Raw genomic sequence first — 23,481 nt, forward strand, 5'->3', positions numbered from 1 at the left:
GGGAGGCTTGATGCACAGGCGGATTTCCAAGAAACACATGCTCGGCGGGGTCGCCGCAGCTGGCGTACTCGCGGTGGGGATCGCCGCGCCCGCCGTCGCGTTCGCGGACCCGAGTTCCCCGTCCGCGCCGAGCAGTTCGACCACCGGTGACAAGGGCGGCGCGGAGCACAAGAAGCTTCGCGCGGAACACCAGGACCAACTCGCGGAGAAGCTGGCCAACGAACTCGGCGTGCCGAAGGAGAAGGTCACCGCCGCCCTGACGAAGATCAAGGAACAGCATCGGGCGACGAAGCCGGATGGCGCGAGCGCGGAGAAGTTCAAGGCCGAGCGGAAGGCGGAGCACCAGGCGAAGCTCAAGGAGCGCCTGGCGGAGGCCGTCGCGCAGGGCAAGCTCACCAAGGAGCAGGCCGACGCGATCACCAAGGCGGCCGAGGCCGGGGTCCTGCCCGGCTTCGGCGCGAAGCCGGGCATGCCACAGGCCAAGTAGCCGCGAACCCGCCCGTCGCGCCGGTTGACGCGGCGCGACGGGCGGCACCGACCGTACCGTAGCTGGTCAGGATCGCGGTGAAGACGATGCCGGCGACGCCGAGCTGGTTGGCCGCGAGCAGCAGCGCGGCGTTGCCGTTGCGGTGCGCCCGGATCAACTCGCGCAGCAGGCCCGGGGTGAGCGCGTCGACCAGTACCAGGCCGCCGGCCATCAGGGCGAGCCCGGCAACCCCACGCTCTACCAGGCCCCGGTGACGAGTTCCGCCAGCACCGCCCCGCCCGTTCCGACGAGCCACCCCGGGCACGAGCGGGCGGATTTCGTGGAGACGATAGCGGCGCCGGGAGCGATCGACTAGAGCGCCCCGAGGTAGCGCTGCCGCTCGTACGGGGTGACCTCGCGGCGGTATTCCTCCCACTCGGCCCGCTTGTTGCGCAGGAAGAAGTCGAAGACGTGCTCGCCGAGCACCTCGGCGATCAGCTCCGAGTTGGCCATCACGTCGATCGCCTCGGAGAGGTTTTCGGGCAGCGACTCGTAGCCCATCGCCCTGCGCTCGGCGTTGGTCAGCGACCAGACGTCGTCCTCGGCGCCCGGCGGCAGCTCGTACCCCTCCTCGATGCCCTTCAGACCGGCGCCGAGCATCACCGCGAACGCCAGGTAGGGGTTGGCGGCGGCATCGAGCGAACGGACCTCGACCCGCGCGGAGTTGGGCTTGCCGTAGGCGGGCACCCGCACGAGGGCGGAGCGGTTGAGGTGACCCCAGCAGACGTACGCCGGGGACTCGGTGATCCGGTCGGGCAGCGCCTGCGGGAAGAGGCGCTTGTACGAGTTGACCCACTGGTTGGTGACGGCGGTGTATTCCCGGGCGTGTACCAGGAGCCCGGCGATGAACGCCTTGGCCACCTTGGAGAGCTTCGACGGGTCGCCGGCGTCGTGGAAGGCGTTGCGCTCGCCCTCGAAGAGCGACAGGTGGGTGTGCATGCCGCTGCCCGGCTGGTCGGTGAAGGGCTTGGGCATGAAGGTGGCCCGTACGCCGTGGGAGAGCGCGACCTCCTTGACCACGTGCCGGAAGGTCATGATGTTGTCGGCGGTGGTGAGCGCGTCCGCGTAGCGCAGGTCGATCTCCTGCTGGCCGGGGGCGACTTCGTGGTGGCTGAACTCGACGGAGATGCCGATCCGCTCCAGGGCGAGGACGGCCTGTCGGCGGAAGTCGCGGGCGACGGCGTGGGTGGTGTGGTCGAAGTAGCCGCCGGAGTCGACCGGGATCGGCACCGAGCCGTCGGCGGGGCCGTTTTCCAGGAGGAAGAACTCGATCTCCGGGTGGGTGTAGAAGGTGAAGCCCTTCTCGGCGGCCCGGGACAGGGCGCGGCGCAGCACGTGGCGCGGGTCGGCCCAGGACGGGCTGCCGTCGGGGAGCAGGATGTCGCAGAACATCCGGGCGCTCTCGCCGCTGACCCCGCCCTCGAACGGGAAGACCTGGAAGGTGGTCGGGTCGGGCATGGCGACCATGTCGGATTCGAAGACGCGGGCGAAGCCCTCGATCGCCGAACCGTCGAAGCCGATCCCCTCTTCGAAGGCGGCTTCGAGCTCGGCGGGCGCGACCGAGACGCTCTTGAGCGTGCCGAGCACGTCGGTGAACCACAACCGGACGAACCGAATGTCACGCTCTTCCAGCGTGCGGAGCACGAACTCCTGCTGACGGTCCACGTCTACCCCTCGTCACTGCGCTGCTCGGACCAGTCTCATTCTCCGCGCCGTTGCCCCGCGGCGCAGCACCGGGCGTCCTCTGCCGCCCAGCGGCCCAGTGTCTCCGACGCGCGTTTCGGGGACGTTACGCAACCGTGCCCCCACCGATCGGGCAGCGAGCGCAACTTGCCCGCTTCCGATGCGTTGATCACTGACAGTACGGGAGGGGACACCGATGGGGCAGCAACGCAGCGGGTACGCCATGTCCGCGATCCGCCGGCTCGGCCGGATCCGCACGCCGCGGGGCCGCACCCTGCTCGGCGGGGTGCTGCTCGGCGGGGCGATGGTGGTGGCGCTGCTGCTCGCCGGGGTGGTCGGCGTTCCCGTGGTCGCCGCCGAGCGGCCCCTCGGGCGGTGGTCCACGCCCCCGCCCGCCCCGCTGACCGCGCGCCAGCCCGAACTGACCGGGGCGCTGCTGACCAGCGTCGACCTGCCGAACGGCTACGTGACCAGGCGACCGGCCGACCCCTCCCCCACACCGCGGGCGACGCCGTCGCCCACCGGCCGGTCCGCCACTCCCCGACCGGAACGCGGCGAGCTCGAACCCGGCGGGCGCGGGCCGGACTGCCGCGAGTTGTTCGAGCGGCCGTGGGACGTCGCGACGCCCGGCGCCCGTCCGATCGACCGGGCCGCCATCGACCTTTCCGAAGAGCGGCGTGGCGCGCTGCTGCGCCAGGCGGTGTCGGTCTTCTCGGGTGGCGGCGCGAAAGCGGCGGTCACTCGGCTGCGGGAGTTCTCCGGTCGGTGCCGGCAGTTCGACGCGAGACTCGGTGACGGCACGCGGGTCGCCGTGCAGACCCGGGAGCTGTCGATCCGCAAGGTGGGCGACGACGCGTACGCGCTGCTGTTGACCGCGCGGAGCGGGCAGCGCACGTACACCGGTTTTATCGCGGTCGGCCGGGTCGGACCGCTGGTGACGGTGCTGCGTCATGTGGGGCCGGCGGGGTCGGTCACGTCGTCGGACGCGGCCGCGATGCTGCGGCGGTCGATCGAGAAGGCCGGTCCATTCGCGAGGGACCGGGACTGACGCCCGGGTGCGGACGGGTCCGGAGAATGACGCGCCGCGGCTGAGGGAAGATGGAGACATGCCGACCCTGCGCCTCGCCCTCGCCCAGGTCAACCCCACCGTTGGTGACCTCGACGGCAATGCCCGCATCGTCCGGGAGTGGAGTCGCGCGGCGGCGGACGCAGGGGCACAGCTCGTCGCGTTTCCGGAGATGATGCTGACCGGCTATCCCGTCGAGGACCTGGTCTTCCGCGACTCGTTCGTGGTCGCCTCCCGCGCCGCGCTGCGGGGGCTCGCCGCCGACCTCGTCGCCGACGGCCTCGGTGAGCTGCCGGTGCTGGTCGGCTACCTCGACGCGGACGGCCCGCCGACGATGAGCGCGGACGCCAACCCGGGCCGCGGTCCGCGCAACGCGCTCGCGGTGCTGCACGCGGGTCGGATCGCCGCCACCTACGTCAAGCACCACCTGCCCAACTACGGCGTCTTCGACGAGGGGCGCTACTTCGTTCCGGGCGACACGCTGACCGTGGTGCGGATCGGTGGCGTGGATGTCGCGCTGACCATCTGCGAGGACCTGTGGCAGGCGGGTGGGCCGTTCGCGGCGGCGCGCCGGGCCGGGGTCGGGCTCGTCGTCACCATCAACGGCTCCCCGTACGAGCTGGACAAGGACGACGTACGTCTGCCGCTGGTGCGGCGTCGGGCGGCCGAGGCGGGCGCCACCGTCGCGTACGTCAACATGGTCGGCGGTCAGGACGAGTTGGTCTTCGACGGCGACTCGATGATCGTCACCGCGGACGGCACGCTGCTGACCCGGGCGCCGCAGTTCGTCCCGCACCTGTTGGTGCACGACCTGGAGCTGCCCGGCGCGGACGCGGCCGCGATCCGGCCGGACGCGCCACTGCGGGACGAGGCGGCGCGGGCCGAGGGGTCCGGCGCCGCCGACGACATGACCGTGTCCCGGGTGCAGCTCAGTGACGAGCTCGCCGCGCCGCCGGCGCCCCGCGCCGTGGGGGGCATCGCGGAGGCGGTCAGCGGCGAGGCGGAGATCTGGCAGGCGCTGGTGCTCGGCCTGCGCGACTACGTCCGCAAGAACGGCTTCGGATCGGTGGTGCTGGGGCTCTCCGGCGGCATCGACTCGGCGGTCGTGGCGACGATCGCGGTCGACGCGCTCGGCCCGGAGCGGGTGGTCGCCGTCTCGCTGCCGAGCGGGCACTCCTCGGAGCACTCCCGCGACGACGCCGCCGACCTGGCGAAGCGGACCGGCCTGGACTACCGGGTACAGCCGATCCAGCCGATGGTCGACACCTTCCTGGCCAACCTCTCCCTCTCCGGACTGGCGGTGGAGAACCTGCAGGCACGGGTCCGCGGCGTGATCCTGATGGGGCTCTCCAACCAGGAGGGCCACCTCGTGCTCACCACCGGCAACAAGAGTGAGCTGGCGGTCGGCTACTCCACCCTCTACGGCGACTCGGTGGGCGGCTTCAACCCCGTCAAGGACGTGTGGAAGACGCTGGTGTGGAAGCTGGCGCGGTGGCGCAACGACGACGCCGTGCGGCACGGCACGGAGCCACCGATCCCGGAGAACTCGATCGCCAAGCCGCCGAGCGCCGAGCTGCGCCCCGGCCAGCTCGACACCGACTCGCTGCCGGACTACCCGGTCCTCGACGCGATCCTCGCCGGCTACGTCGACGGCGACATGGGGCGCGACGACCTGGTCGCGGCGGGACACGACGCGCAGCTGGTGGACCGGGTGCTGCGCATGGTCGACCTGGCGGAGTACAAGCGGCGCCAGTCCGCCCCCGGCACGAAGATCTCCATCAAGGCGTTCGGTCGCGACCGGCGGCTGCCGATCACCAACCGGTGGCGGGAGCGGGGCACCGACCCGGTGCCGGCGGACACCGGCACGGGCGCGGACCAGACCAACGACGCCCGGGGCGCGCACGCGGGGCTGTGAATTCCTGCACTGAACTCTGACGCGCCCGCCGGGGCCGGTGGCACGATCAGTCTCGTACCCCGGGGACCGCGAGGGCGGCCTCGAGGGTGAGAGGAGACGAGATGTCCCAGTCCACACCTGAGGTGTCGACGCTCTACGGCGGTCCCGGCAACCGGCGGGTACGTGCCCGCGAACTGGTCGCCGCGAAGACCCGCGGCGAACGGTGGCCGATGCTCACCGCGTACGACCAGTACACCGCCTCGATCTTCGAGCAGGCCGGCATTCCGGTGCTGCTGGTCGGCGACTCGGCCGCCAACAACGTCTTCGGTCACGAGACCACCCTGCCGGTGACGGTCGACGAGATGCTGTCGCTGGTGCGCGCGGTGGTCCGGGCGACCACCCGCCCGCTGATCGTCGGCGATCTGCCGTTCGGGTCCTACGAGGAGGGTCCGGCGCAGGCGCTGCGCACGGCCGTGCGGTTCATGAAGGAGGGCGGCTGCCAGGCCGTCAAGTTGGAGGGCGGCCGCACCATGGCCGACCAGATCCGGGCGATCACCGGCGCGGGCATCCCGGTGATGGCGCACATCGGCTTCACGCCGCAGCGCGAGCACACGATCGGCGGCTACCGGGTGCAGGGGCGGGGTGAGGCGGCGGAGGAGGTCATCGCCGACGCCCGGGCGGTGGCCGAGGCGGGCGCGTTCGCGGTGGTGCTGGAGATGGTGCCGGGCGGGGTCGCCAAGCAGATCACGCACGAGCTGCCGATCCCGACGGTCGGCATCGGCGCGGGCCCGGAGACCGACGCGCAGGTGCTGGTCTGGCAGGACATGGCCGGCCTGCGGACGGGGAAGGCGCCGCGCTTCGTGAAGCGCTACGCCGATCTGGCCGGGGTGTTGGAGGATGCGACGCGCCGTTTCGCCGACGAGGTGCGCGGCGGCGAGTTCCCGGCGACCGAGCACACGTTCTAGGCATCGAGGATCGCGTGATCAGGGACAGCGTGGCGCCCCTGATCACGCGGATCATCGCAGCTGCCGCTCCAGCAGCGTCCGCGCCTCGACCAGCGATGGCCCGTACCAGGTCAGGTGGCGGCCGGAGACGAGCGCGCAGGGCAGCCCCGGGAACGCTTCCGGCCCGTCGTCGACGGTGAAGGCGTAGGGCTCGTCGGGGAGGACCACCAACTCGGGCCTGCGGGCGAGGATCTCGTCGAGACCGGGCCGCGGATAGCGCTCGGCCGCGTCGTCGTACACGTTCTCGACGCCGAGCCGGCGCAGCACGTCCCCGGCGAACGTGCCGGGCCCGAGCAGCACCCACGGTCGGCGCCAGACCGGCACGACCGCGCGGCGCGGCGCCTGCGGCGGCGGCCCCGCCCACGCGGTGGTCGCGTCGGCCAGCCACGCCGGCGGCGCGACCGCGAGCCGCGCCAACATCCGCTGCAGCGACGCGAACGCCGCGTCCAGCGTCCGCGGGTAGGTCACCCAGACCGCCACCCCGGCGGCCCGCAGCGCCTCGACGTCCTCGCGCCGGTTCTCCTCCGCGTTGGCCAGGACGAGATCCGGTACGGCGGCGAGTACGCGGTCCACCGACGGGTATTTCGTGCCGCCGACCCTCGGCACGTCGAGTCCCGCCGGGTGTGTGCAGTAGTCGGTGGCGGCGACGAGCAGTTCGGGCGCGCTCACCGCGACCGCCTCGGTCAGCGACGGCACCAGCGAGACCACCCGCCGCGGCGGCGCCGCGAGGCGTACCTCGACGCCGAGGTCGTCGTGCACGGCTACAGGTCGGTGACGCGGATGCCGGCGTGTGCCTTGTAGCGCTTGTTGATGGCGATCAGGTTGGCGGTGAACGCCTCGACCTGGTGGGCGTTGCGCAGCCGGCCGGCGTAGATGCCGCGCATGCCGGGGATCCGCGCGGCCAGCGCCGCGACGATCCCGATCACCTCGCGCTCCTCGGTGCAGATCAGCACATCGAGGTCGATCCGCTCCACCTCCGGGTCGGCGAGGAGCGGCGCGCTGACGTGGTTGAACGCGGCGGCCACCCGCGACTCGGGGAGCAGCGCGGCGGCCTGCTGCACCGCGCTGCCCTCCTCGACCGCCAGCGCGTACGGGCCCTGCTTGTCGAAGCCGAGCGGGTTGACGCAGTCGATGACGACCTTGCCGGCGAGCGGCTCGCGGAGCCCCGCGATCGTGTCCGCGTGGCCGTCCCACGGGACCGCCACGATCACCACGTCCGAGCGGGTCGCCACGTCGACGTTGTCGCCGCCGGAGATGGAGACGTCGGCCGGCATTCCGGGAAGCGCCGCGATCTCCTCGGCGGAGGCGATCGCCCGCTCCGCGCGACGGGAGCCGATCAGGACCGGCTGGCCGGCGCGGGCGAGCCGGTACGCCAGTCCACGACCCTGGTCGCCGGTGCCGCCGATGATGCCGACCGTCAGCCCGGACACGTCGGGCAGCGTGCTCGCGTCGAATGCCATGGGGTTCATCCTCGCAAACCGGTGACCCGGCCGGGACCGGTGGCCGGGTGTGAGATTTACGCCAGTTCGAACAGGACCCGTCGTTCGGTCGGGTCCGCCGTCACCAGCCGCACCCGCACCCGCTCGCCGAGCGGCAGGTCGCCCGCACAGCGGGCGACGACCGGCGGGTGGTCCAGGGCGACCGTGCCGCGCGGGGCGCGTCCCGGCCTGCCGTCGTCGCGCGGCTTCTCCACGTCCACCACGGCCGCGTCGAACTCCTCGCCGACCCGGTCGCGCAGCAGCACCGCCTCGGTCAACTCGACGGCGGCCCGCTCGGCGGCGGAGGCGACCCGGTCGGTCGCGGTCATCACGGCGGGGAGCCGGGGCAGCGCGGCCCGCGTCCACTCGGGGACCGCGGTTCCCTCGTGCAACGCCAGGCAGACCTCGGTGGCGTACCGGTCGGCGAGCCGGCGCAGCGGCGCGGTGACGTGCGCGTACGTCGCGGCCACTCCCCCGTGCCCCGGCTCGTCGGGGACCGCGCCGTCGAACGCCGTGTAGGTCGCGCCCCGCAGCAGCTCGGCCGCCTGGTCGAGGAAGGCGGCGCCGCGCGGGTCGGCGGGGTCCACGTTTTCGAGCACTTCCCCCACGCCGGCGCCGGCCGGCCAGCTCACGCCGAGCGCCGGCGCGGCCGCCCGCAGCCGGTCGACCGCCTCGGCCGACGGTGTGGGCATGGTGCGCAGCAGCCCGATGCCGCCGGTGAGCATGATGTCGGCGGCGGCCATCCCGGTGAGCAGCGAGATCTGCGCGTTGTAGTCCTCGATCGGCACGGGCGCGCGGAGCACCAGCCGCCACCCGTCGCCATCCGGCTCGACCTCCTGCTCCGGCAGGGGCAGTGTGATCGCGCCACGGGCCCGTCCGCGGGCGAGCAGCAGCGCGCCGATCTCGGGGAGCAGGGCGATCGGTTCGGGCGCGCGATCGGCGTCGAGGTCGGCCTGTACGCCCGCGTAGTCGAGCTTCGCCCGGCTGCGGACCCGGGCCCGCTCCAGCCGTACGGCGACGGTGCCGCCCTCGGCGTCCAGGTCGATGGTCCAGACCAGGGCGGCCCGCTCGACGTCGGGAAGCAGGCTGACGGCCCCCTCGCTGAGCGTCTCGGGGTGCAGCGGGATGTTGCCGTCGGGCAGGTAGATGGTCTGACCCCGGCGCCACGTCTCGGTCTCCAGCTCGCTGCCGACCGGCACGTACGGCGACACGTCGGCGATGGCGTAGTGCACGCGGTATCCGCCGGACGGACGGCGGGCCAGGAACATCGCCTGGTCGAGGTCGCGTGAGGTACGCGGGTCGATGGTGACGAACGGGATGTCGGTGCGGTCGGTCGCGGGCGGCTTCGCCGCGGCCGCCGCTTCCTCCGCCACGCGCCGCGCCGCGAGCGGGTACTGCGTGGGCAGTTCCAGCTCGCGGCGCAGCGCGGTGAAGTCGATGCGGGGCGCCAGAACACGTCGGATCATCACGCGTCATTCTTATCAGCGCGGCCGATCCTGGCGCCCGCCCGAGGCGGTGCTAGCTGGTCGACTTCCGGGCGGTCATCCGCGTCGACTTCTTGGCGGCCACATCGCGGGCGATCGCCTTCTTCGGCGTGACCTTCTTCGGCGTCGGCGGCGTCGCGCTGGCCTTCTTCGTCGCCGCCGCGGTCTTCTTCGCGGCGGTCGCCGTCTTCTTCTCGGCCAGCTTCGCGGTGGTCTTGGCCGCGGTCGCCTTGGTGGCCGGCGCGGTCTTCTTCGCGACGGTCGTCTTCCGGCCGGTGGTCGTCTTCTTCTCGACGGCCTTGCGGGCCGTGGTGCCGCCGCGCGCGGTGGTGGACTTCACCGCGGTGGACTTCTTCGCCGGCGCCGTCTTGACGGTCGACTTCTTGGCCGGCGCGGTCTTGCGCGCACTGCTCACGCGCTTCTCGGTGGCCGCCTTGGCGGCGGCCTTGTTCGCGGTCGCCTTCTTCGCGACGGTCGCCTTCTTGGCCGCGGCGGTGGTACGCGCGACGGTGGTCGCCGCCTTGCGGGACGGGCTCGCCGTCTTCGCCTCGGTGGCCTTCTTCGCCGCCGTCGCCTTCCTGCCCGGCGTGGCCTTCGTGGCGGCCGGCGTCGTGGTGCCGGCGGTCGCGCGGGTGCCGCGCGCGGCACGGCCCGCGGTGCTGGTGGAGCGCGCGGTCGTCCGCGACGCGGTGGCCTTCTTCGCCGGCGCGTTCTTGGCGGTGGCCTTCGTGGCGGGGGCCTTGCTCGCGGCCGACTTGGCCGGCGTGGTCTTCTTCGCGGTGGCCCGCTTGGCCGTCGCCTTGGTGGCGGTGGCGCTCTTCGCCGCGGTGGTCCTGGTGGCGGCGGTGCTCCTGGTGGCGGCGGTGGTCTTCGCCGCCGTCGGCCGGGCGGTCGTCTTGCTGGCGCCGGCCTTGCTCGCGGTCGTCTTCTTCGCGGGTGCCGGGCTCGTCACCGTCTTGCGCGCAGTGCTGGCGCTGCTCGGGGTCGCGGCGACGGTCTTCTTGGCAGCCGCGCGTTTCGCGGCCGTCAGGGTCGTGGCCTTTTTCGCTACGGCCATTGCTGTCTCCTTCTTGCGGGGTTGTGGTGGACCTGTCTCCTCGTGGAGACCATCAAGTCCTCGACGCGGGCGTGATTCGCCGCGTCACCTAGCGACCCTCCCCAGACCAGCGGGCGTTCTCGGCGTCCCACGCCTCGTTACGTTCCTCTACCCGCTGGAGCGCATGTTCGGCATCTGCCGCCGACGTGTAGGGGCCGAGTCGGTCCTTGGCGGGGCATCCGCCGGACTCGGTCTCCACTCGATGGTGTTGCAGGCACCAGTAGTACCGCTCACCACTATCGCTGTCGCTCATGAGATCACTGTGCACGCCAAAACGACCAAGCGCTACCGTTTCACGCAAAAAGGCGGGATGGTTTCCACAATAGACCCAACGACGCAACCGGGCGCCAGGAAGTGCAGGTCACCACCCATATTCACGGAATGCCTTATCTTATAAGCGATTCACCGCCGTCAGCATGGCGCGCACTCCGGGCGCACGACGGGCCGGTCGGGAAAAAAGAAATCCACGTCACACGTCGCGGTTTTGCCTGGTCGGGGGCGTGTGACCGGTCCACGAACGACTTGTCACCCCGGCGCCGCAGCCCACGCGGTGACGTTACCGCCGCAATGGAAGACGACGGACGGGGCGTCCGGTGCGCATGATTCGTCCGGCCCCGGAGGCCGCGCCATCGCGCGCGACCACAGGGTGATCCGCGGTCGCCCGGTGACCGGTCAATCACGCCACCGTGGCCGTGAACGTGCGGGCGAACCGGTGGCTGTTGGGGTCGCAGCGGGTGCGCCGGAACGGCGAGCATCTGTTGCGGCCTCAGCCACCGCGGCGCACTGAATTGCCTCTGGTCTAAGAAGGCGACAACAGCGCGCGAGGCCCGGGACAGACACCACACCGACACGTCGGCGTACGGGCAGGAGCTGACCGCGGACCTCGTCCACGGGAACGAATCGCGCACCGGCGGGAGGTGCGGCGTACGCGTTCCATACGGCGTCGCTCCGTCGGCGACCCGTGCGAGCCTGCCCTCGATCTCGACCCGCTCCGGGACGTCCCGCGGGACCGCCCCAGCGAGGGGCTCCCCCCTAACCGCGGACGCCGGGCACCGGCCCGGCCGGTGCCCGGCGTCGCCTCGGTCCCTCGCGGGTCATCCGCCCGGGCGAGCCGGTCCGGGTCGCGTGGCGGAGAGCCCGGTACAGCTGCGCAGGTCCGCGTACTTTCGGGCGATTCGGGCCGCGTCCTGCCCAGTGGCGAGCTCGGGTTGGCCGGTCCGCCGGGAGATCAGCGCCGGTACCAGTTCCGCCTTTTCCACCGCGGAGCCCTGCAGGGTCACCCGCAGCACACCGGTGTCGTTGCTGTACGCGTCGTCGCGCCGCCACACGAAGTTGCCCAGTCCGTATTGGACGAAGGTGTCGCCGATCCAGCCGTCGCCGAGCAGCAGGTGGGCATGGGCGCCGACGATGATGCGGGCGCCCGCCCCGGCGATCTCCCGGGCGAATGCGCGCGCCTCGTCGGGCGGGCACGAGACGCCGCCGTTGCTGCCCCAGTGGACGTAGACGACGACCACGTCGGCCTGCTTCCGGGCGGCCCGCACCGCCGCGACCGCGCGGGGCACGTCCCGCGCCATGGCGATGCCGGCCCGGGTGTCGGTGGCCTTCCACGCCGACCACAGTTCGAACACCTGGTTGAAGCCGAGGAACGCGATTTTCGTACCCCGGATCTCGGTGATCCAGGGCGCGAACGCCGCCGCCGCGTTGGCACCCGCTCCCACGGCCGGCACTCCGGCGGCCTTGGCGGCGTCGACGGTGTCGGCCAGCCCCACCCGCCCGTAGTCCAGGGTGTGATTGTTCGCGATCGACACGACGTCGATCCCGGCCGCCTTCACCGCGTCGTATGCGCGTGCCGGTGCCCGAAAATGGAACCGTTTGGGCTCCGGAGTGCCGCGCGTGGTGACCGCGGTTTCCAGGTTGACCATCGTGCGGTCCGCGGCGGACAGCGTCGACGAAATCGGCCCGAACGCGGTGGCGGGGTTGTCGAGCAGGCCAGCCGTACGGTCGACGAAGTGCACGTCGCCCGCGAAGGCCAACGTGACCTTCGCGGGAGCGGCCGACGACGGGGATGGGGACGCCGCAACGGTGGTGGAGCGGGCGGGCGAGACGTGCCCGGCGGCGCATGCGGTCAGCGTCAGGGTCGCCGCCAGCGCGACGAGGGGTCGTGCCAACTTCACTCCGGCAGCGTATGACCTATCCGGCTGATCCTGCGTCCAGTTGGCGGAGCCTGCCCGGCAATGAGGCGCGGGGGGGTGGACCGACAACAGCCCGTCTGACCCCCATGAAAAACCAGGTCACCACTGCGACCGCATGCGTGACCTGGTTCCTCGCCCGGCGAACCAGCCACCGCCTTAGGCGGGTAGTGACCAGCCGGGCGTCGCCAGTAGGGCACCGTCGTCGTCGACGAGTAGGGCCTCGTACCCGGGTAGCGTGGCGAGCCATGTCACTGCCTGAGGCCCCTGCGCAGCCGCTGCGGTGGCGTACACGTCCGCCCAGGTCAGGGCCGGCCCGATGACGGTGACCGAGCGCAGGCCCCGGGCGGGGGCGCCGGTGTGCGGATTGACGATGTGCGCTCCGCGGTGTGCACCGCCCGAGGTCGCGATGGCCTCGTCGACGACCTCGACGGCGGTGAGGAGCTGGTCGGGCTGCGCGGGATCCTCCACGCCCACGCGCCACGATCCGCTTACCGTCATGTCGCCGCCGGCATTCAGGTAGAACTCGTACCCGTCCAGGTGCCCCGCGGCGCGCTCCACGGCCCACCCCTTGACGAGGCCGGACGGGTCCAAGCGGGTGCCGCCGCCGGGTTCGGGAAGGTACGCGTTGAAGTAGCCGCCCGTGCGCTGCCGCGCCCGCTCGCACAGGTCGAGTACCTCGTCGACCAACGGCTCATGTACCGGCTCTCCCCGGTTCAGCGCGCTCAGCTGACTGTCTGGGCGGTACAGGCTGAAGACGGCGTCCATCGCGCGCAGTTCGGCGAAGGCCCCGGCGACGGCGTCCGCCGCCGCCGGGGAATCGGCACCGGGACCGCGCACATGCACGCTGACGGGCAGACCCATGATCTGCTCGACGAACGCCCGCCTGGTCACGGCTTCGCCTTGAACTCGGCGGCGTCCAGCGCGGCCTGGAGCGACTCGGTGTAGCCCTCGCTGGTCACCGTCGCCCCGGACACCGCGTCGATCTCCGCGCTCTGCGCGGCGAGCGCCGCCGCGCGCAGCTTCGGCACCGCGTTCTTGTTGATCTCGCGGTCGCGGCCGTTCGAGTTCGGCACCGTCAGCGGCGTGATGTCGGTGATCCGGCCGCCGCTGATGTGGGCCTGCACCTGGACGCGCCCCCGCTTCGTCTGCACGACTGGACCGTCGGCGACGGTGGTGGAGCCGGACCGTGCGGGGCCTGCCGGCCCGCGGTCCGCCGGCGTGCTTGAGCCGCCGACGGTCCCGGCCGAAGGCGCACTGTCGGGTCCGGTCGACGTCCGATAGCTGAAGAGAAGTACCACCACGGCGATCGTGGCGAGGAACCACATAGTGACCTTGCGCATGTCGTCCTCCTCGGGTGGTCTGTGAAAGCCATGAGGATGGGTGGCGGTGTCACCAGGTGAAACGTTCGAGATGAATGTGCTCCGCCGGCACGCCTGCCTGCCGCGCCGCCCGTACCACCGATTGCATCCACTCATCGGGTCCGCAGATGAACACGTCGCGCTGCTGGATGTCCGGGACGAATTCACGCAAGGCTGTCGTGTCGTCGACGAAGCCGGCCGGCAACCACGAGCCCGCCCGCCCGCGCGGCCCGATCAGGTACTCCACGCGCAGGCCACGGACGGCCGCGAGGCGCTCCAGTTCCTGGCGAAACACCAGGTCTTCTGCCGAGCGCGCCCGGTACAGCAGCGTGGCTTCGCCCGGCGCGTACGGTAACTCTTCCAACAACGTCCGCAGCGGGGTAATTCCGATCCCGGACGCGATCATGGCGACCCGCGGAGCCGTGCGCCGGGCGGCGGTCAGCCGGCCGTACGGCCCCTCAATCAGCACACGGGTTCCCGGCTGTAACTCTGAGACCTTCTCGCTGCCCTCGCCGCGCGATCGCACCGTGATCCGCAACATGTTTTCGCGCGGTACCGCGGACAGCGAGTACGGGTGGCCGCGACTCCAACCCGGGCCGCGGAGGAAGCGCCACTGGAAGAACTGCCCGGCTCGTGCCGGCAACTGGTCCAGGTGGCGTCCGCGCATGTAGATCGAGTGAACGCCGGGGGCCTCTGGGACGACTGCGGCGACCGTGAGTCGGTACCGCAGGGTCCGCCAGGCCGGCAGCCCGAGCCGGAAGGTGACCACGGCGCCGGCGCACGCGATGTACGCGGTCCACCAGTACAGCGTTGCGGCCCGGGAGTTGGTGAAGTCGGCCCCGGTCCAGAGCTGATGCGGCAGCGCCAGGCCGATGCCGAGATAGGCGTACAGGTGCAGCAGGTGCCACGCCGCGTAGCGCAGCCGTCGCCGCGCGGCACCCAGGGACGTGAGCACAACCATCGTCAGGGCGGACGCTCCGGCGACCGCCAGCAGCATTCCCGGGTACGTGGTGACGAGGGTCCACGCCTCGCCGGTCACGGAGACCCCGTCCGTCGCGGCGTATCCGACCGTGATCAGGACGATGTGCACGAGCATCAGATTGAAGGACACGAACCCGACGATGCGGTGCCAACGGGCGAGCACGTCCTGTCCGTAGGTGCGCTCGATCCACGGCACGCGCGCCATCAGCAGAACCTGGATGAGCAGCAGGTCTGCCGCGACAAGCCCGGTCAACCGACCGAGCGACGTCAGGCCCGTCGCCCAGCCACGAAGATCCTGCAGACCGCCGCCCCGTATCCAGAGCGCCACGACGATCAGCACGCTGATCGCGCCGGCGGAAGCGATCACATCCGCCCACCACGACCACACGGCGGTTCGTACGGGCCCGGCCGCCGCGCCGGCCGCCTGCGCCTTCCCAGCCACAAGACCCCCGTCCCGCACCACCCTGTTCGCCCATTAACCGTCGGAGGCCCATCGAAACGGCTACTGAGAATCGGCTGCCATGAAAAGGGCGGACGCGGCGCCCATAGACAGCCTGAGATACGACCAGGTCGCAGCCTTGATCGAGGCTGCGACCTGGTGGGCGACGGACGAGTCGACCTGTACGCCGGATTTTGTGTCCGGCGGCACCGTTGCCGGTGTCGCCGGCGGCGGCCATCCATCTCGGCCTGCCGTTGCCGACAGGCTCCAGCGGCCTACCCGCAGGCATCGGGCGGGCCGCCCTCAATCGCCTGCGCAGGCCATCACCTCGCGGTGAGGGCCCTTCTTGGCCTTGCTCCGGGTGGGGTTTACCTAGCCATCCCGGTCACCCGGGATGCTGGTGGGCTCTTACCCCACCGTTTCACCCTTACCGAGCGAGCTCGGCGGTTTATTTTCTGTGGCACTGTCCCGCGGGTCACCCCGGGTTGCCGTTAGCAACCACCCTGCCCTGTGGAGTCCGGACGTTCCTCGGCGACGGGGTGTTGGCCCCGCCGACGCGACCGCCCGGTCGACTCGTCCGTCGCAGGGTCAATCGTACGAGGCCCCGGTTTCATTCCCGACGGCCTACCACCCTTGCGAGGTATCGCCCGGAATGCTCCCGCGTGCGCGCCGTACTAACCTCAGCCACGATGAATCTCACCGAAGCGACCCTGCTGCTCGCCGCCGGGCTCGGGGCGGGCACCGTCAACGCCGTCGCCGGTGGGGGGTCGCTCATCACGTTTCCGGCGCTGATCGCGATCGGCCTGCCCCCGGTGCCGGCCAATGTCACCAACTCGGTCGCGGTCTGCCCGGGCTATCTGGCGAGCGTGGCCGGCAGCCGTCGCGATCTACCCCGGGCCGGGCTGCGCCGCCTGGTCCCCACCGCGGTGCTCGGCGCGGTGGCGGGCTGCGGGCTGCTGCTGGCGACGCCGGCGCGCGCGTTCGAGCTGCTGGTGCCCTTCCTGGTGCTGGGCGCCACGGCGGTGCTCGCCTTCCAGGATCAACTGCGGCGGTTGGTGGGGCATCCGGCCGACCTCTCGGCGCGCCGCCGAGGGCTGGCGCTGCAGGTGATGGTCGGTGTGGGCTCGGTGTACGGCGGCTACTTCGGCGCCGCGCTCGGGGTGATGTTCGTCGCCGGGCTGGCCCTGGTGCTCGACGAGACGCTGGCCCGGATCAGCGCGTTGAAGAATCTGCTCTCCGCGATCGTGGGGCTGACCACCGTGGCGGTCTTCGCCACCTTCGGACCCGTCAACTGGGCCGCCGTGGCGGTGCTCGCGCCGGCCACGATCGTGGGCGGCTACGGCGGGGCCCGGCTGGTCCGGCGATTGCCACCGCGTCTGCTGAAGGCGCTGATCGTGGTGTTCGGGACGGTGATCGGCCTGGTGCTGCTCTACCGTGCCCTGACCTGATCCCGGTGATCAGGGAGCACGCGTGGTGCGTACCCCCTGATCACCCGGACCTTTCCTGACCGGCCGGCGGCGGCGATCGGCGCGGCACCGCCGGACGGACGTCAGTAGGTCTCGCCGACGGCCTCCTCCGGCGTCCGCTCGACGTGGCGGGCGGCCCGGTTCCAGCGCGACCAGAGCACCCGCTCGCCGTACCCGGCGGCCATCAGGTGGGCGGAGGCCAGGTAGACCAGCGCGCCGGCGGCGAGCACGGCGGCGCCGACCCAGAACGGCAGCGCGAGGGAGTGTTCGGCGAGCTTGCCGGAGATGATCGGCGCCGGCGCTGCGGCGCCCCACCGGACCAGGTTGAACGCGCCGGTCGCCACCCGGCGGTCCGGCGACCCGAGACCGAGCGCCAGATCGGTGAGGTTGGCGTTGGCCAGTCCCATGCAGAGCCCGGAGAGCACGAGGACGATCAGCGACTCCACGAGTCCGGCGGAGGTGGCGAAGAGGACGAGGCAGACCAGCAGTCCGGCCACCGCGAGTCCGACGGTCTGCACGGCGCCGACGCGGTGGGCGAGCCGGTGCCCGATCAGCAGGATGCCGGTGGCGAGGCCGAGGCCCCAGCCGGTGAACGCCAGCCCGAGCGGTACGACGTCGAGGCGGAGGAAGAGCGGCGTGTAGCCGAGGACCACGAAGAAGACGAAGTTGTACGTGGCGGTCACCACGCAGAGCGCGACGAACGCCGGCCGGCGGTAGGTGGCGAAGATGGCGCCCACCTTCACCGGGGGCTGTCTGGTGGCGGGCTCTCGCAGGCGTCGGGCGGCCACGGCCAGGGCGAGCACCATGAAGACGCCGCAGACGAAGAAGGGCAGCCGCCACGACACCCGGCCCAGCAGTCCACCGATCAGCGGTCCGACGGCGAAGCCGAGGCCGAGCGCGGTCTCGAAGAGTCCAACCACCCATTCCCGGTCGGTGGCGAGCGCGACGAGCACCACCATGGCGGTGGCGAAGAACATCGCGTTGCCGAGTCCCCAGAGACCGCGCAACACCGAGAGCTGGACGATGGTGTCGCTGAACGAGGCGAGGATCGCGGCCAGGCCCACGATGGTGACGCCGGCGATGAGCACCGGCTTGAAGCCGAACCGGCCGCTGGCCAGGGTCGCCGGGATCATGCCGAGCGCCATGACCGCGATGTACGCGGTGAAGAGCAGCTCGACCTGCCACGCGGAGACACCGATCGCCTCGCCGATGACGGGCAGGATCGGGTCGACGACGGCGATGCCGGCGATGGCGAGGAATGCCACGAGCGTCGTCGCGTAGATGGCGCCGCGGTTGGGTTCGGTACGCCGGTCCACTCCGCCTCCAATTAGCTGTATGATACAGGCAGTTTTCCTGTATCATACAGCTGTGACCATGGACGACCGCGAGGCCCTCGGCCAGATCGAGACCGAGGTGGCACTGCTGATGCGACTGGGCGAGGCGACCCGCCGCGCCACCCCCGTCGCGGCGCACCGCTCGCTCGACCGGGCCGCCTACGTGATCCTGCGCCATCTGCAGGAGGCGGGGCCGCAGAACGTCTCGGCGCTCGCCGCGCGGCTCAACCTCGACGGCTCGACGGTGACCCGCCAGGTGTCGGCGATCCAGCGCGACGGCCTGGTCACCCGCGAGCCGGATCCGCATGACGGACGTGGGGCGCTGATCGCGCCGACCCGCGCGGGCCTGCACCGCGTCGACGCGGTACGCGCCGCGCGCACCGCGGTGTACGGCGAGATCCTCGCCGACTGGTCGGCCGAGGACCGTCTCGCCCTGGCCACGCTGATGCGGCGTCTCAACGAGTCGCTCGACGCCTATCCGCGTCGGGACAAGCGTTAGCAAGGGCCCCTGCCGACGCAGGGGCCCTTGCTGTCAGCTCAGACCTGCGGTGCGGGCTGCACCGGCGCGGGCGCCCCGTCGCGCGGCTCCTTGACGATCCGCGGGTCGGTCTCGTCGGCGAAGTAGTCCTCCCGGGCCGTACCGTCGACCCCCTCGGGCACCTTGGCCGCCCGCAGGATCAGCGTCACGACCACGGCCACCAGCAGGTTGACCAGCACGGCGATCAGACCGACGTAGACCGTCCTCGGGGTGTCGAAGCCGAACTCCTTCAGCGGGAACGCGGACCCGCCGAAGTGGGCGCGCTTGGATGCCGGGTTGGGGATCTGGTAGAGCATCCACATCCCGAGCCCCATCCCCGCCGCCCAGCCGGAGATGAGCGCGCCCCGGTGGAACCAGCGGGTGTAAAGCCCCAGGGCGACCGCGGGCAACGTCTGCAGGATGATGACGCCGCCGATCAGCTGCAGATCGATGGAGAACTGCGGGTCGAGGAAGACGATGCAGGCGACCGCGCCGATCTTCACCACCAGCGAGGTGATCTTCGAGACGTTCGCCTCCTGCGCCGGCGTGGCGTCGCGCCGCAGGTATTCCTTGTAGATGTTGCGGGTGAAGAGGTTGGCCGCGGCGATGGACATGATGGCCGCCGGGACGAGCGCGCCGATGCCGATCGCGGCGAACGCCACCCCGGCGAACCAGGCCGGGAACTGCTGGTCGAACAGGAGCGGCACCACGGTGTTGTTGTCGACCGTCCCCGGCGTCGAACCGGGCAGCGGCTTGACCCCTGCGGCGATCGCCATGAAACCGAGCAGCGCGATCAGCCCGAGCAGGAAGCTGTACGCCGGCAGCGCCGACATGTTGCGCTTGATGACGTCGCGGTTCTTGCTCGCCAGCACGCTGGTGAGGCTGTGCGGGTAGAGGAAGAGCGCCAGCGCCGAACCGAGCGCCAGGGTGATGTACTGCAGTTGGTTGTTCGGGTTGAGCAGCACCCCGTCGTTCGGTGACGGGGACGCGGCGAACTTCGCGTCCGCGGCGTCGAAGATCTTCCCCCAACCGCCCAGCTTGTACGGGATGTAGATGACGGTCACCAGGATCACGATGTAGATCAGCGTGTCCTTGACGAACGCGATCAGCGCCGGGGCCCGCAGGCCCGACTGGTAGGTGTAGGCGGCCAGGATGGCGAAGGCGATGATGATCGGCAGGTGCCGCGCGATCACGCCCTCCCCGGTCACGCCCATCGTCTTGAGCACCGACTCGATGCCGACGAGCTGCAACGCGATGTAGGGCATGGTGGCGGTGAGGCCGGTGACGGCGATGATCAGGGCGAGGGTCGGCGAGCCGAACCGGGCGCGGACGAAGTCGGCGGGGGTGACGAAGCCGTGCCGGTGGGACACCGACCAGAGCCGCACCAGCACCAGGAACACCATCGGATAGATGATCACGGTGTAGGGCACCGCGAAGAAGCCCGCCGCCCCGGCGCCGAAGAGCAGCGCCGGCACCGCGACGAAGGTGTACGCCGTGTAGAGGTCACCGCCGAGGAGGAACCAGGTGATCCAGCCGCCGAAGTTGCGGCCGCCCAGCCCCCATTCGTCGAGGTGCGCCATGTCGTTCGGGGCGCGCCAACGCGCCGCGAAGAACCCCATCGCGCTGACGAACAGGAAGAGCCCGGTGAAGACGATGATCTGGGTCAGATGGTCGCGCCACATCGTCGCGTCACCCCCGCTTCCTGGTCATCTGGTAGACCAGCGTCGTGGTGGTGACGCCGATCAGGATGAAGGCGAACTGCAGCCAGTAGAAGGCGGGGAAGCCGAACAGCCGTGGTGCGTCGCGGTTGAACAGAGGGGTGAGCAGCGGCACCACGATCGGCACGAAAAGCAGCCAGTTCCACGGACTGCGGTCTTTGGCTCTGGACACCGCGGTCTGCGGCGCCGCGCCTTCGGCGGGTTCACTCATGCCGGTACCTCCCGGGACCGTCGCGATCTCACGAATCGGCCGCAGGGTAACCATGGTGTGACGGCGGTCACCGAGCGCGGTCGCGGTGACGCGCTGAACGGGCCGCGCGCTGCGCCGAGTGGCGATCCACCCGGCGCTCCGCGATGACGAACGGACTATTCAGACACAAGGTGGGCGGTGTCGTTGACCGTCCGCACGGCCACCCCGCCGTCCGGCCAGGTGTCCACGATGGAGAGCCCGGCCGGGTCGAGATAGAGCCGGTGCAGGAGGGCGTCGCCGGCGCCCAGGGCGTCGCGCAGCATGATCTTCAACGGGGAGACGTGTGAGACGACCACCACGGTCTCCCCCCGGTACGTCTGCAGCAGGCCGGCGACCGCCCGGCGCACCCGCGTGCCGACCTCGGTGAACGCCTCGCCACCGGGCGGGGCCACCGCGGTCGAGGCGAGCCACGCGTCCATCTCGGCCGGCCACCGCTCCCGCACCTCCGCGAACGTGCACCCCTCCCACTCACCGAAGTCGCACTCGACCAGATCCCGCTCGGGCACCACGGGCACCCCGCCGAGCGACGCGGCGATCGCCTCGGCGGTCGCCGTACACCGGGACAACGGTGACGTGACCACGGCCGCGACCGACGGGGTCAGCGCGGCGATCCGCGCGCCCGTCGCCGCCGCCTGCGCGGTGCCGCGCTCGGAGAGCGGCACGTCGCCGCGGCCGGAGTAGCGGCGCTGCGCCGTGCGCTCGGTCTCGCCGTGCCGGACCAGCACCAGCCGGGTCGCCGCCGACGCCGCACGCGGCTCCCACGAGGTGCCGGCCGTGGGGCGCCGGTTGGCGGCCTGCGCCGCCACCTCCCGGGCCAGTGCGCGGGCCGGGGAGTCCGCCGCGGCCACCTCGCGCACCTCGGGTTCCGGCTCGGCGACCTCGACCGTACGGACGGTCTTCGGGGTCTTCCCCGCCGCCACGTCCATCGCCGCGTTGGCCAGCGCATCGGCGTGCTTGTTGCGCTCCCGCGGAATCCAGCCGTAGGTGATCGAGTCGAAGCGGCGGCTCAACGCCGCCGCCGTGGCCGCCAGCGGGCGCAGGCCCGGGTTCTTGATCTGCCAGCGGCCGCTCATCTGCTCCACGACGAGCTTCGAGTCCATCCGGACCTCGACCTCGGTCGCCCCGAGTTCGGCCGCGGCCTCCAGGCCCGCGATCAGCCCGCCGTACTCCGCGACGTTGTTGGTCGCCACGCCGATCGACTCGGACCGCTCGGCGAGCACCTCGCGGTTACCGGCCGCGAACACCACCGCGCCGTAGCCGGCCGGTCCCGGATTGCCGCGCGACCCGCCGTCGGCCTCGACGATGACCTTCAGGTGGGCGGTCACAGACCCGACTCGGCGGTCCGCACCATGATCCGACGGCACTCCTCGCAGCGCACCACCTCGTCGGGGGCGGCCGCCTTGATCCGGCCCCGCTCACTGCCGAACAGCTCGAGCCGGCAGCCGCCGCACCGGCCACCGGTGAGCAGCGCCGCGCCGAGCCCGCCGGAGGCCTCGCGGATCTTGTCGTAGAGCGTGACCAGGTCGGCCGGAAGATCCGCGGCGAGCGGCTCTCGCGCGCCGCTCTTGAACTCCGCGTCCTTCGCGATCTCCGCGAGCGCCTGGTCGCGCCGCGCCTCGGTCTCCGCGCGCCGCTCCAGCGCCGCCGCCAGCCGCTCCTCGACCGCGGTGAGCACGCTCTGCGCGGTCTCCCGCTGCTCCATCAGCTCCAACTCGGCGTCCTCGAGCTCGGTCTGCCGCCGGTTGAGCGAGACCATCTCGTGCTCCAGCGCGGTGAGCTCACGGGCCGGCCCCGTACCCAGGGTGAGCCGGGCCTGGTCCTTGTCCTTGCGGACCCGGACCTGGTCGATGTCCTTCTCCAGCCGGGCGATGTCCCGGTCGATGTCGTCGACCGCCACCTGCGCCCGCACCCGCTCGTCCTCCAGCGCCGACACCTGCCGGGCCAACGCCTCCACCTCGGCGTACTCGGGCAGGGTGCGGCGCCGGTGGGCGAGCTGGGCGAGCGCGGTGTCGATGGCCTGCAGGTCGAGCAGGCGGCGCTGGGCTTGCGGGTCGGCCTTCACGGTCGGGGCTCCTTCACGGTCGGTACGTCGGATGGGGCGTGCAGCGTCCACGGATCGGTGTCGAGGTCGGACACGACCGTCTGCAGCCCGAGGGTGTCGCGCAGGTGGGCCGCGAGCTCGTCAAGCCAGGGACGTTCGGTCGCCCAGTGGGCGGCGTCGAGCAGCGCCGGACCGCCGCCGGCGAGGTGCTCGCTGGCGGGATGGTGGCGCAGATCGGCGGTGAGGAAGGCGTCGACGCCGGCGTCGGCCGCGGCGGCGAGGAACGAGTCGCCCGCCCCGCCGCTGACCGCGACCGTCTCGATCACGCGGTCCGGGTCACCCGCGGCGCGTACGCCCCAGGCGGTGGGGGGCAGCGCGCGGGCGGCGAGCGCGGTCAGCGCGGCCAGGGTGAGCGGTTCGGGCAGCCGGCCGATCCGTCCGGCGCCCCGCCCCCCGCCCCCTGCCGGGCTGCCCGGCGCGGCCGGGTGCAGCGGGCGCAGGTCACGCAGCCCGAGCCGGGCGGCGAGCGCGTCGGAGACGCCGGGATTGGCGACGTCGGCGTTGGTGTGGGCGACGTAGAGGGCGACATCGCTCTTGATGAGCTGATGGATGATCCGGCCCTTGTAGGTGGTGGCCGCGACTGACGAGACCCCGCGCAGCAGCAGCGGGTGGTGGGCGACGATCATGTCGGCGCCGGCGTCGAGCGCCTCCGCGACGGTCTCCGGCACGCAGTCGACCACGCAGAGGACCCGCCGCACCGGGCCGCTCGGCTCACCGAGCACCAGCCCCACCCGGTCCCACTGCTCCGCCCAGGCCGGTGGGTAACGCCGGTCCAGCGCTGCCACTACGTCGGCCACGCGCACCGCGGGGGATCCAGTTGTGCTCACGGCGGCCCAGCTTACCCACCCCCGCCCCCGCTTCCCGGTCGATCAAGGACTTGTTCACATGGATTGA

The 23,481-nt window shown here is 71.7% G+C and carries 22 protein-coding genes, 1 other RNA gene and 1 pseudogene; 6 read left to right on the forward strand and 18 right to left on the reverse strand.

What is annotated here, in order from left to right:
* Nucleotides 1-10: 10 nt before the first annotated feature.
* Complete coding sequence (locus AB0J06_RS19565; RefSeq protein ID WP_357430353.1) at nucleotides 11-487, forward strand: hypothetical protein; 477 nt, start codon at nucleotides 11-13, stop codon at nucleotides 485-487.
* A 58-nt stretch (nucleotides 488-545) separates the two neighbouring features.
* Here the strand turns inward: AB0J06_RS19565 and AB0J06_RS19570 are convergent.
* Nucleotides 546-757: pseudogene (locus tag AB0J06_RS19570) on the reverse strand (DUF350 domain-containing protein); the annotation flags it as partial.
* 81 nt (nucleotides 758-838) lie between these two features.
* A complete protein-coding gene (locus AB0J06_RS19575; RefSeq protein ID WP_357430354.1) occupies nucleotides 839-2,191 on the reverse strand; it encodes a glutamine synthetase family protein in 1,353 nt (450 codons plus the stop codon).
* A 214-nt stretch (nucleotides 2,192-2,405) separates the two neighbouring features.
* Between AB0J06_RS19575 and AB0J06_RS19580 the strand changes: the two genes are divergently transcribed.
* The 3 genes from AB0J06_RS19580 (at nucleotide 2,406) to panB (ending at nucleotide 6,134) form a co-directional block, all read left to right on the forward strand.
* Complete coding sequence (locus AB0J06_RS19580; protein WP_357430355.1) at nucleotides 2,406-3,257, forward strand: hypothetical protein; 852 nt, start codon at nucleotides 2,406-2,408, stop codon at nucleotides 3,255-3,257.
* A gap of 58 nt (nucleotides 3,258-3,315) precedes the next feature.
* A complete protein-coding gene (locus tag AB0J06_RS19585) occupies nucleotides 3,316-5,190 on the forward strand; it encodes an NAD+ synthase (protein WP_357430356.1) in 1,875 nt (624 codons plus the stop codon).
* Between the two features lie 101 nt (nucleotides 5,191-5,291).
* The gene (gene panB / locus AB0J06_RS19590) at nucleotides 5,292-6,134 is read left to right on the forward strand and encodes a 3-methyl-2-oxobutanoate hydroxymethyltransferase (protein ID WP_357430357.1); all 843 of its coding nucleotides are present in this window, start codon (nucleotides 5,292-5,294) and stop codon (nucleotides 6,132-6,134) included.
* 51 nt (nucleotides 6,135-6,185) lie between these two features.
* Here the strand turns inward: panB and AB0J06_RS19595 are convergent, their stop codons facing one another.
* The 10 genes from AB0J06_RS19595 to rnpB form a co-directional block, all read right to left on the reverse strand.
* Nucleotides 6,186-6,932: a helical backbone metal receptor gene (locus AB0J06_RS19595; protein ID WP_357430358.1), complete on the reverse strand. Its 747-nt coding sequence runs from the start codon at nucleotides 6,930-6,932 to the stop codon at nucleotides 6,186-6,188.
* A gap of 2 nt (nucleotides 6,933-6,934) precedes the next feature.
* Nucleotides 6,935-7,633: an NADPH-dependent F420 reductase gene (gene npdG / locus AB0J06_RS19600; protein WP_357430359.1), complete on the reverse strand. Its 699-nt coding sequence runs from the start codon at nucleotides 7,631-7,633 to the stop codon at nucleotides 6,935-6,937.
* Between the two features lie 56 nt (nucleotides 7,634-7,689).
* Nucleotides 7,690-9,120: an RNB domain-containing ribonuclease gene (locus AB0J06_RS19605; RefSeq protein ID WP_357430360.1), complete on the reverse strand. Its 1,431-nt coding sequence runs from the start codon at nucleotides 9,118-9,120 to the stop codon at nucleotides 7,690-7,692.
* A gap of 49 nt (nucleotides 9,121-9,169) precedes the next feature.
* On the reverse strand, nucleotides 9,170-10,192 hold the full coding sequence (locus AB0J06_RS19610) for a histone (protein WP_357430361.1): 1,023 nt from the start codon (nucleotides 10,190-10,192) through the stop codon (nucleotides 9,170-9,172).
* Nucleotides 10,193-10,280: 88 nt separating this feature from the next.
* On the reverse strand, nucleotides 10,281-10,484 hold the full coding sequence (locus tag AB0J06_RS19615) for a hypothetical protein (RefSeq protein ID WP_357430362.1): 204 nt from the start codon (nucleotides 10,482-10,484) through the stop codon (nucleotides 10,281-10,283).
* Between the two features lie 841 nt (nucleotides 10,485-11,325).
* Nucleotides 11,326-12,405, reverse strand: a complete 1,080-nt coding sequence (locus AB0J06_RS19620; protein WP_357430363.1) for a CapA family protein — start codon at nucleotides 12,403-12,405, stop codon at nucleotides 11,326-11,328.
* 174 nt (nucleotides 12,406-12,579) lie between these two features.
* Nucleotides 12,580-13,314 (reverse strand): FAD:protein FMN transferase, encoded by a 735-nt coding sequence (locus AB0J06_RS19625; protein WP_357430364.1) that lies wholly within the window; start codon nucleotides 13,312-13,314, stop codon nucleotides 12,580-12,582.
* On the reverse strand, nucleotides 13,311-13,763 hold the full coding sequence (locus tag AB0J06_RS19630; protein ID WP_357430365.1) for an FMN-binding protein: 453 nt from the start codon (nucleotides 13,761-13,763) through the stop codon (nucleotides 13,311-13,313). Before AB0J06_RS19630 ends, AB0J06_RS19625 begins: the two co-directional genes overlap by 4 nt.
* A gap of 49 nt (nucleotides 13,764-13,812) precedes the next feature.
* Nucleotides 13,813-15,129 (reverse strand): ferredoxin reductase family protein, encoded by a 1,317-nt coding sequence (locus AB0J06_RS19635; protein WP_357430366.1) that lies wholly within the window; start codon nucleotides 15,127-15,129, stop codon nucleotides 13,813-13,815.
* A gap of 239 nt (nucleotides 15,130-15,368) precedes the next feature.
* Nucleotides 15,369-15,777, reverse strand: an RNA gene (gene rnpB / locus AB0J06_RS19640) — RNase P RNA component class A.
* Between the two features lie 113 nt (nucleotides 15,778-15,890).
* Between rnpB and AB0J06_RS19645 the strand changes: the two genes are divergently transcribed.
* On the forward strand, nucleotides 15,891-16,649 hold the full coding sequence (locus AB0J06_RS19645; protein ID WP_357430367.1) for a sulfite exporter TauE/SafE family protein: 759 nt from the start codon (nucleotides 15,891-15,893) through the stop codon (nucleotides 16,647-16,649).
* A 101-nt stretch (nucleotides 16,650-16,750) separates the two neighbouring features.
* Here the strand turns inward: AB0J06_RS19645 and AB0J06_RS19650 are convergent, their stop codons facing one another.
* A complete protein-coding gene (locus AB0J06_RS19650; protein ID WP_357430368.1) occupies nucleotides 16,751-17,983 on the reverse strand; it encodes an MFS transporter in 1,233 nt (410 codons plus the stop codon).
* A 58-nt stretch (nucleotides 17,984-18,041) separates the two neighbouring features.
* Between AB0J06_RS19650 and AB0J06_RS19655 the strand changes: the two genes are divergently transcribed.
* Complete coding sequence (locus AB0J06_RS19655) at nucleotides 18,042-18,500, forward strand: MarR family transcriptional regulator (RefSeq protein ID WP_357430386.1); 459 nt, start codon at nucleotides 18,042-18,044, stop codon at nucleotides 18,498-18,500.
* Nucleotides 18,501-18,538: 38 nt separating this feature from the next.
* Here the strand turns inward: AB0J06_RS19655 and mctP are convergent, their stop codons facing one another.
* The 5 genes from mctP to AB0J06_RS19680 all read right to left on the reverse strand — a co-directional run bounded on the left by mctP (nucleotide 18,539) and on the right by AB0J06_RS19680 (nucleotide 23,414).
* A complete protein-coding gene (mctP, locus tag AB0J06_RS19660) occupies nucleotides 18,539-20,200 on the reverse strand; it encodes a monocarboxylate uptake permease MctP (protein ID WP_357430369.1) in 1,662 nt (553 codons plus the stop codon).
* A 7-nt stretch (nucleotides 20,201-20,207) separates the two neighbouring features.
* Nucleotides 20,208-20,447 (reverse strand): DUF3311 domain-containing protein, encoded by a 240-nt coding sequence (locus tag AB0J06_RS19665; RefSeq protein ID WP_357430370.1) that lies wholly within the window; start codon nucleotides 20,445-20,447, stop codon nucleotides 20,208-20,210.
* A gap of 155 nt (nucleotides 20,448-20,602) precedes the next feature.
* A complete protein-coding gene (locus tag AB0J06_RS19670; protein ID WP_357430371.1) occupies nucleotides 20,603-21,811 on the reverse strand; it encodes a bifunctional RNase H/acid phosphatase in 1,209 nt (402 codons plus the stop codon).
* Nucleotides 21,808-22,548, reverse strand: a complete 741-nt coding sequence (locus tag AB0J06_RS19675; RefSeq protein ID WP_357430372.1) for a C4-type zinc ribbon domain-containing protein — start codon at nucleotides 22,546-22,548, stop codon at nucleotides 21,808-21,810. Before AB0J06_RS19675 ends, AB0J06_RS19670 begins: the two co-directional genes overlap by 4 nt.
* Nucleotides 22,545-23,414, reverse strand: coding sequence for a Nif3-like dinuclear metal center hexameric protein (locus AB0J06_RS19680; RefSeq protein WP_357430373.1), 870 nt, complete (start codon nucleotides 23,412-23,414; stop codon nucleotides 22,545-22,547). Before AB0J06_RS19680 ends, AB0J06_RS19675 begins: the two co-directional genes overlap by 4 nt.
* Nucleotides 23,415-23,481 lie beyond the last annotated feature (67 nt).

Source organism: Micromonospora sp. NPDC049679 (assembly GCF_040659735.1).
Classification (GTDB): domain Bacteria; phylum Actinomycetota; class Actinomycetes; order Mycobacteriales; family Micromonosporaceae; genus Micromonospora_I.

Excerpts from the sequence above, each read along its gene's own strand:
- AB0J06_RS19565 (WP_357430353.1), top strand. The coding sequence starts at position 11 with ATGCACAGGCGGATTTCCAAGAAACACATGCTCGGCGGGGTCGCCGCA.
- AB0J06_RS19580 (WP_357430355.1), top strand. The coding sequence starts at position 2,406 with ATGGGGCAGCAACGCAGCGGGTACGCCATGTCCGCGATCCGCCGGCTC.
- AB0J06_RS19585 (WP_357430356.1), top strand. The coding sequence starts at position 3,316 with ATGCCGACCCTGCGCCTCGCCCTCGCCCAGGTCAACCCCACCGTTGGT.
- panB (WP_357430357.1), top strand. The coding sequence starts at position 5,292 with ATGTCCCAGTCCACACCTGAGGTGTCGACGCTCTACGGCGGTCCCGGC.
- npdG (WP_357430359.1), bottom strand. The coding sequence starts at position 7,633 with ATGGCATTCGACGCGAGCACGCTGCCCGACGTGTCCGGGCTGACGGTC.
- AB0J06_RS19610 (WP_357430361.1), bottom strand. The coding sequence starts at position 10,192 with ATGGCCGTAGCGAAAAAGGCCACGACCCTGACGGCCGCGAAACGCGCG.
- AB0J06_RS19615 (WP_357430362.1), bottom strand. The coding sequence starts at position 10,484 with ATGAGCGACAGCGATAGTGGTGAGCGGTACTACTGGTGCCTGCAACAC.
- AB0J06_RS19630 (WP_357430365.1), bottom strand. The coding sequence starts at position 13,763 with ATGCGCAAGGTCACTATGTGGTTCCTCGCCACGATCGCCGTGGTGGTA.
- AB0J06_RS19645 (WP_357430367.1), top strand. The coding sequence starts at position 15,891 with ATGAATCTCACCGAAGCGACCCTGCTGCTCGCCGCCGGGCTCGGGGCG.
- AB0J06_RS19655 (WP_357430386.1), top strand. The coding sequence starts at position 18,042 with ATGGACGACCGCGAGGCCCTCGGCCAGATCGAGACCGAGGTGGCACTG.
- mctP (WP_357430369.1), bottom strand. The coding sequence starts at position 20,200 with ATGTGGCGCGACCATCTGACCCAGATCATCGTCTTCACCGGGCTCTTC.
- AB0J06_RS19665 (WP_357430370.1), bottom strand. The coding sequence starts at position 20,447 with ATGAGTGAACCCGCCGAAGGCGCGGCGCCGCAGACCGCGGTGTCCAGA.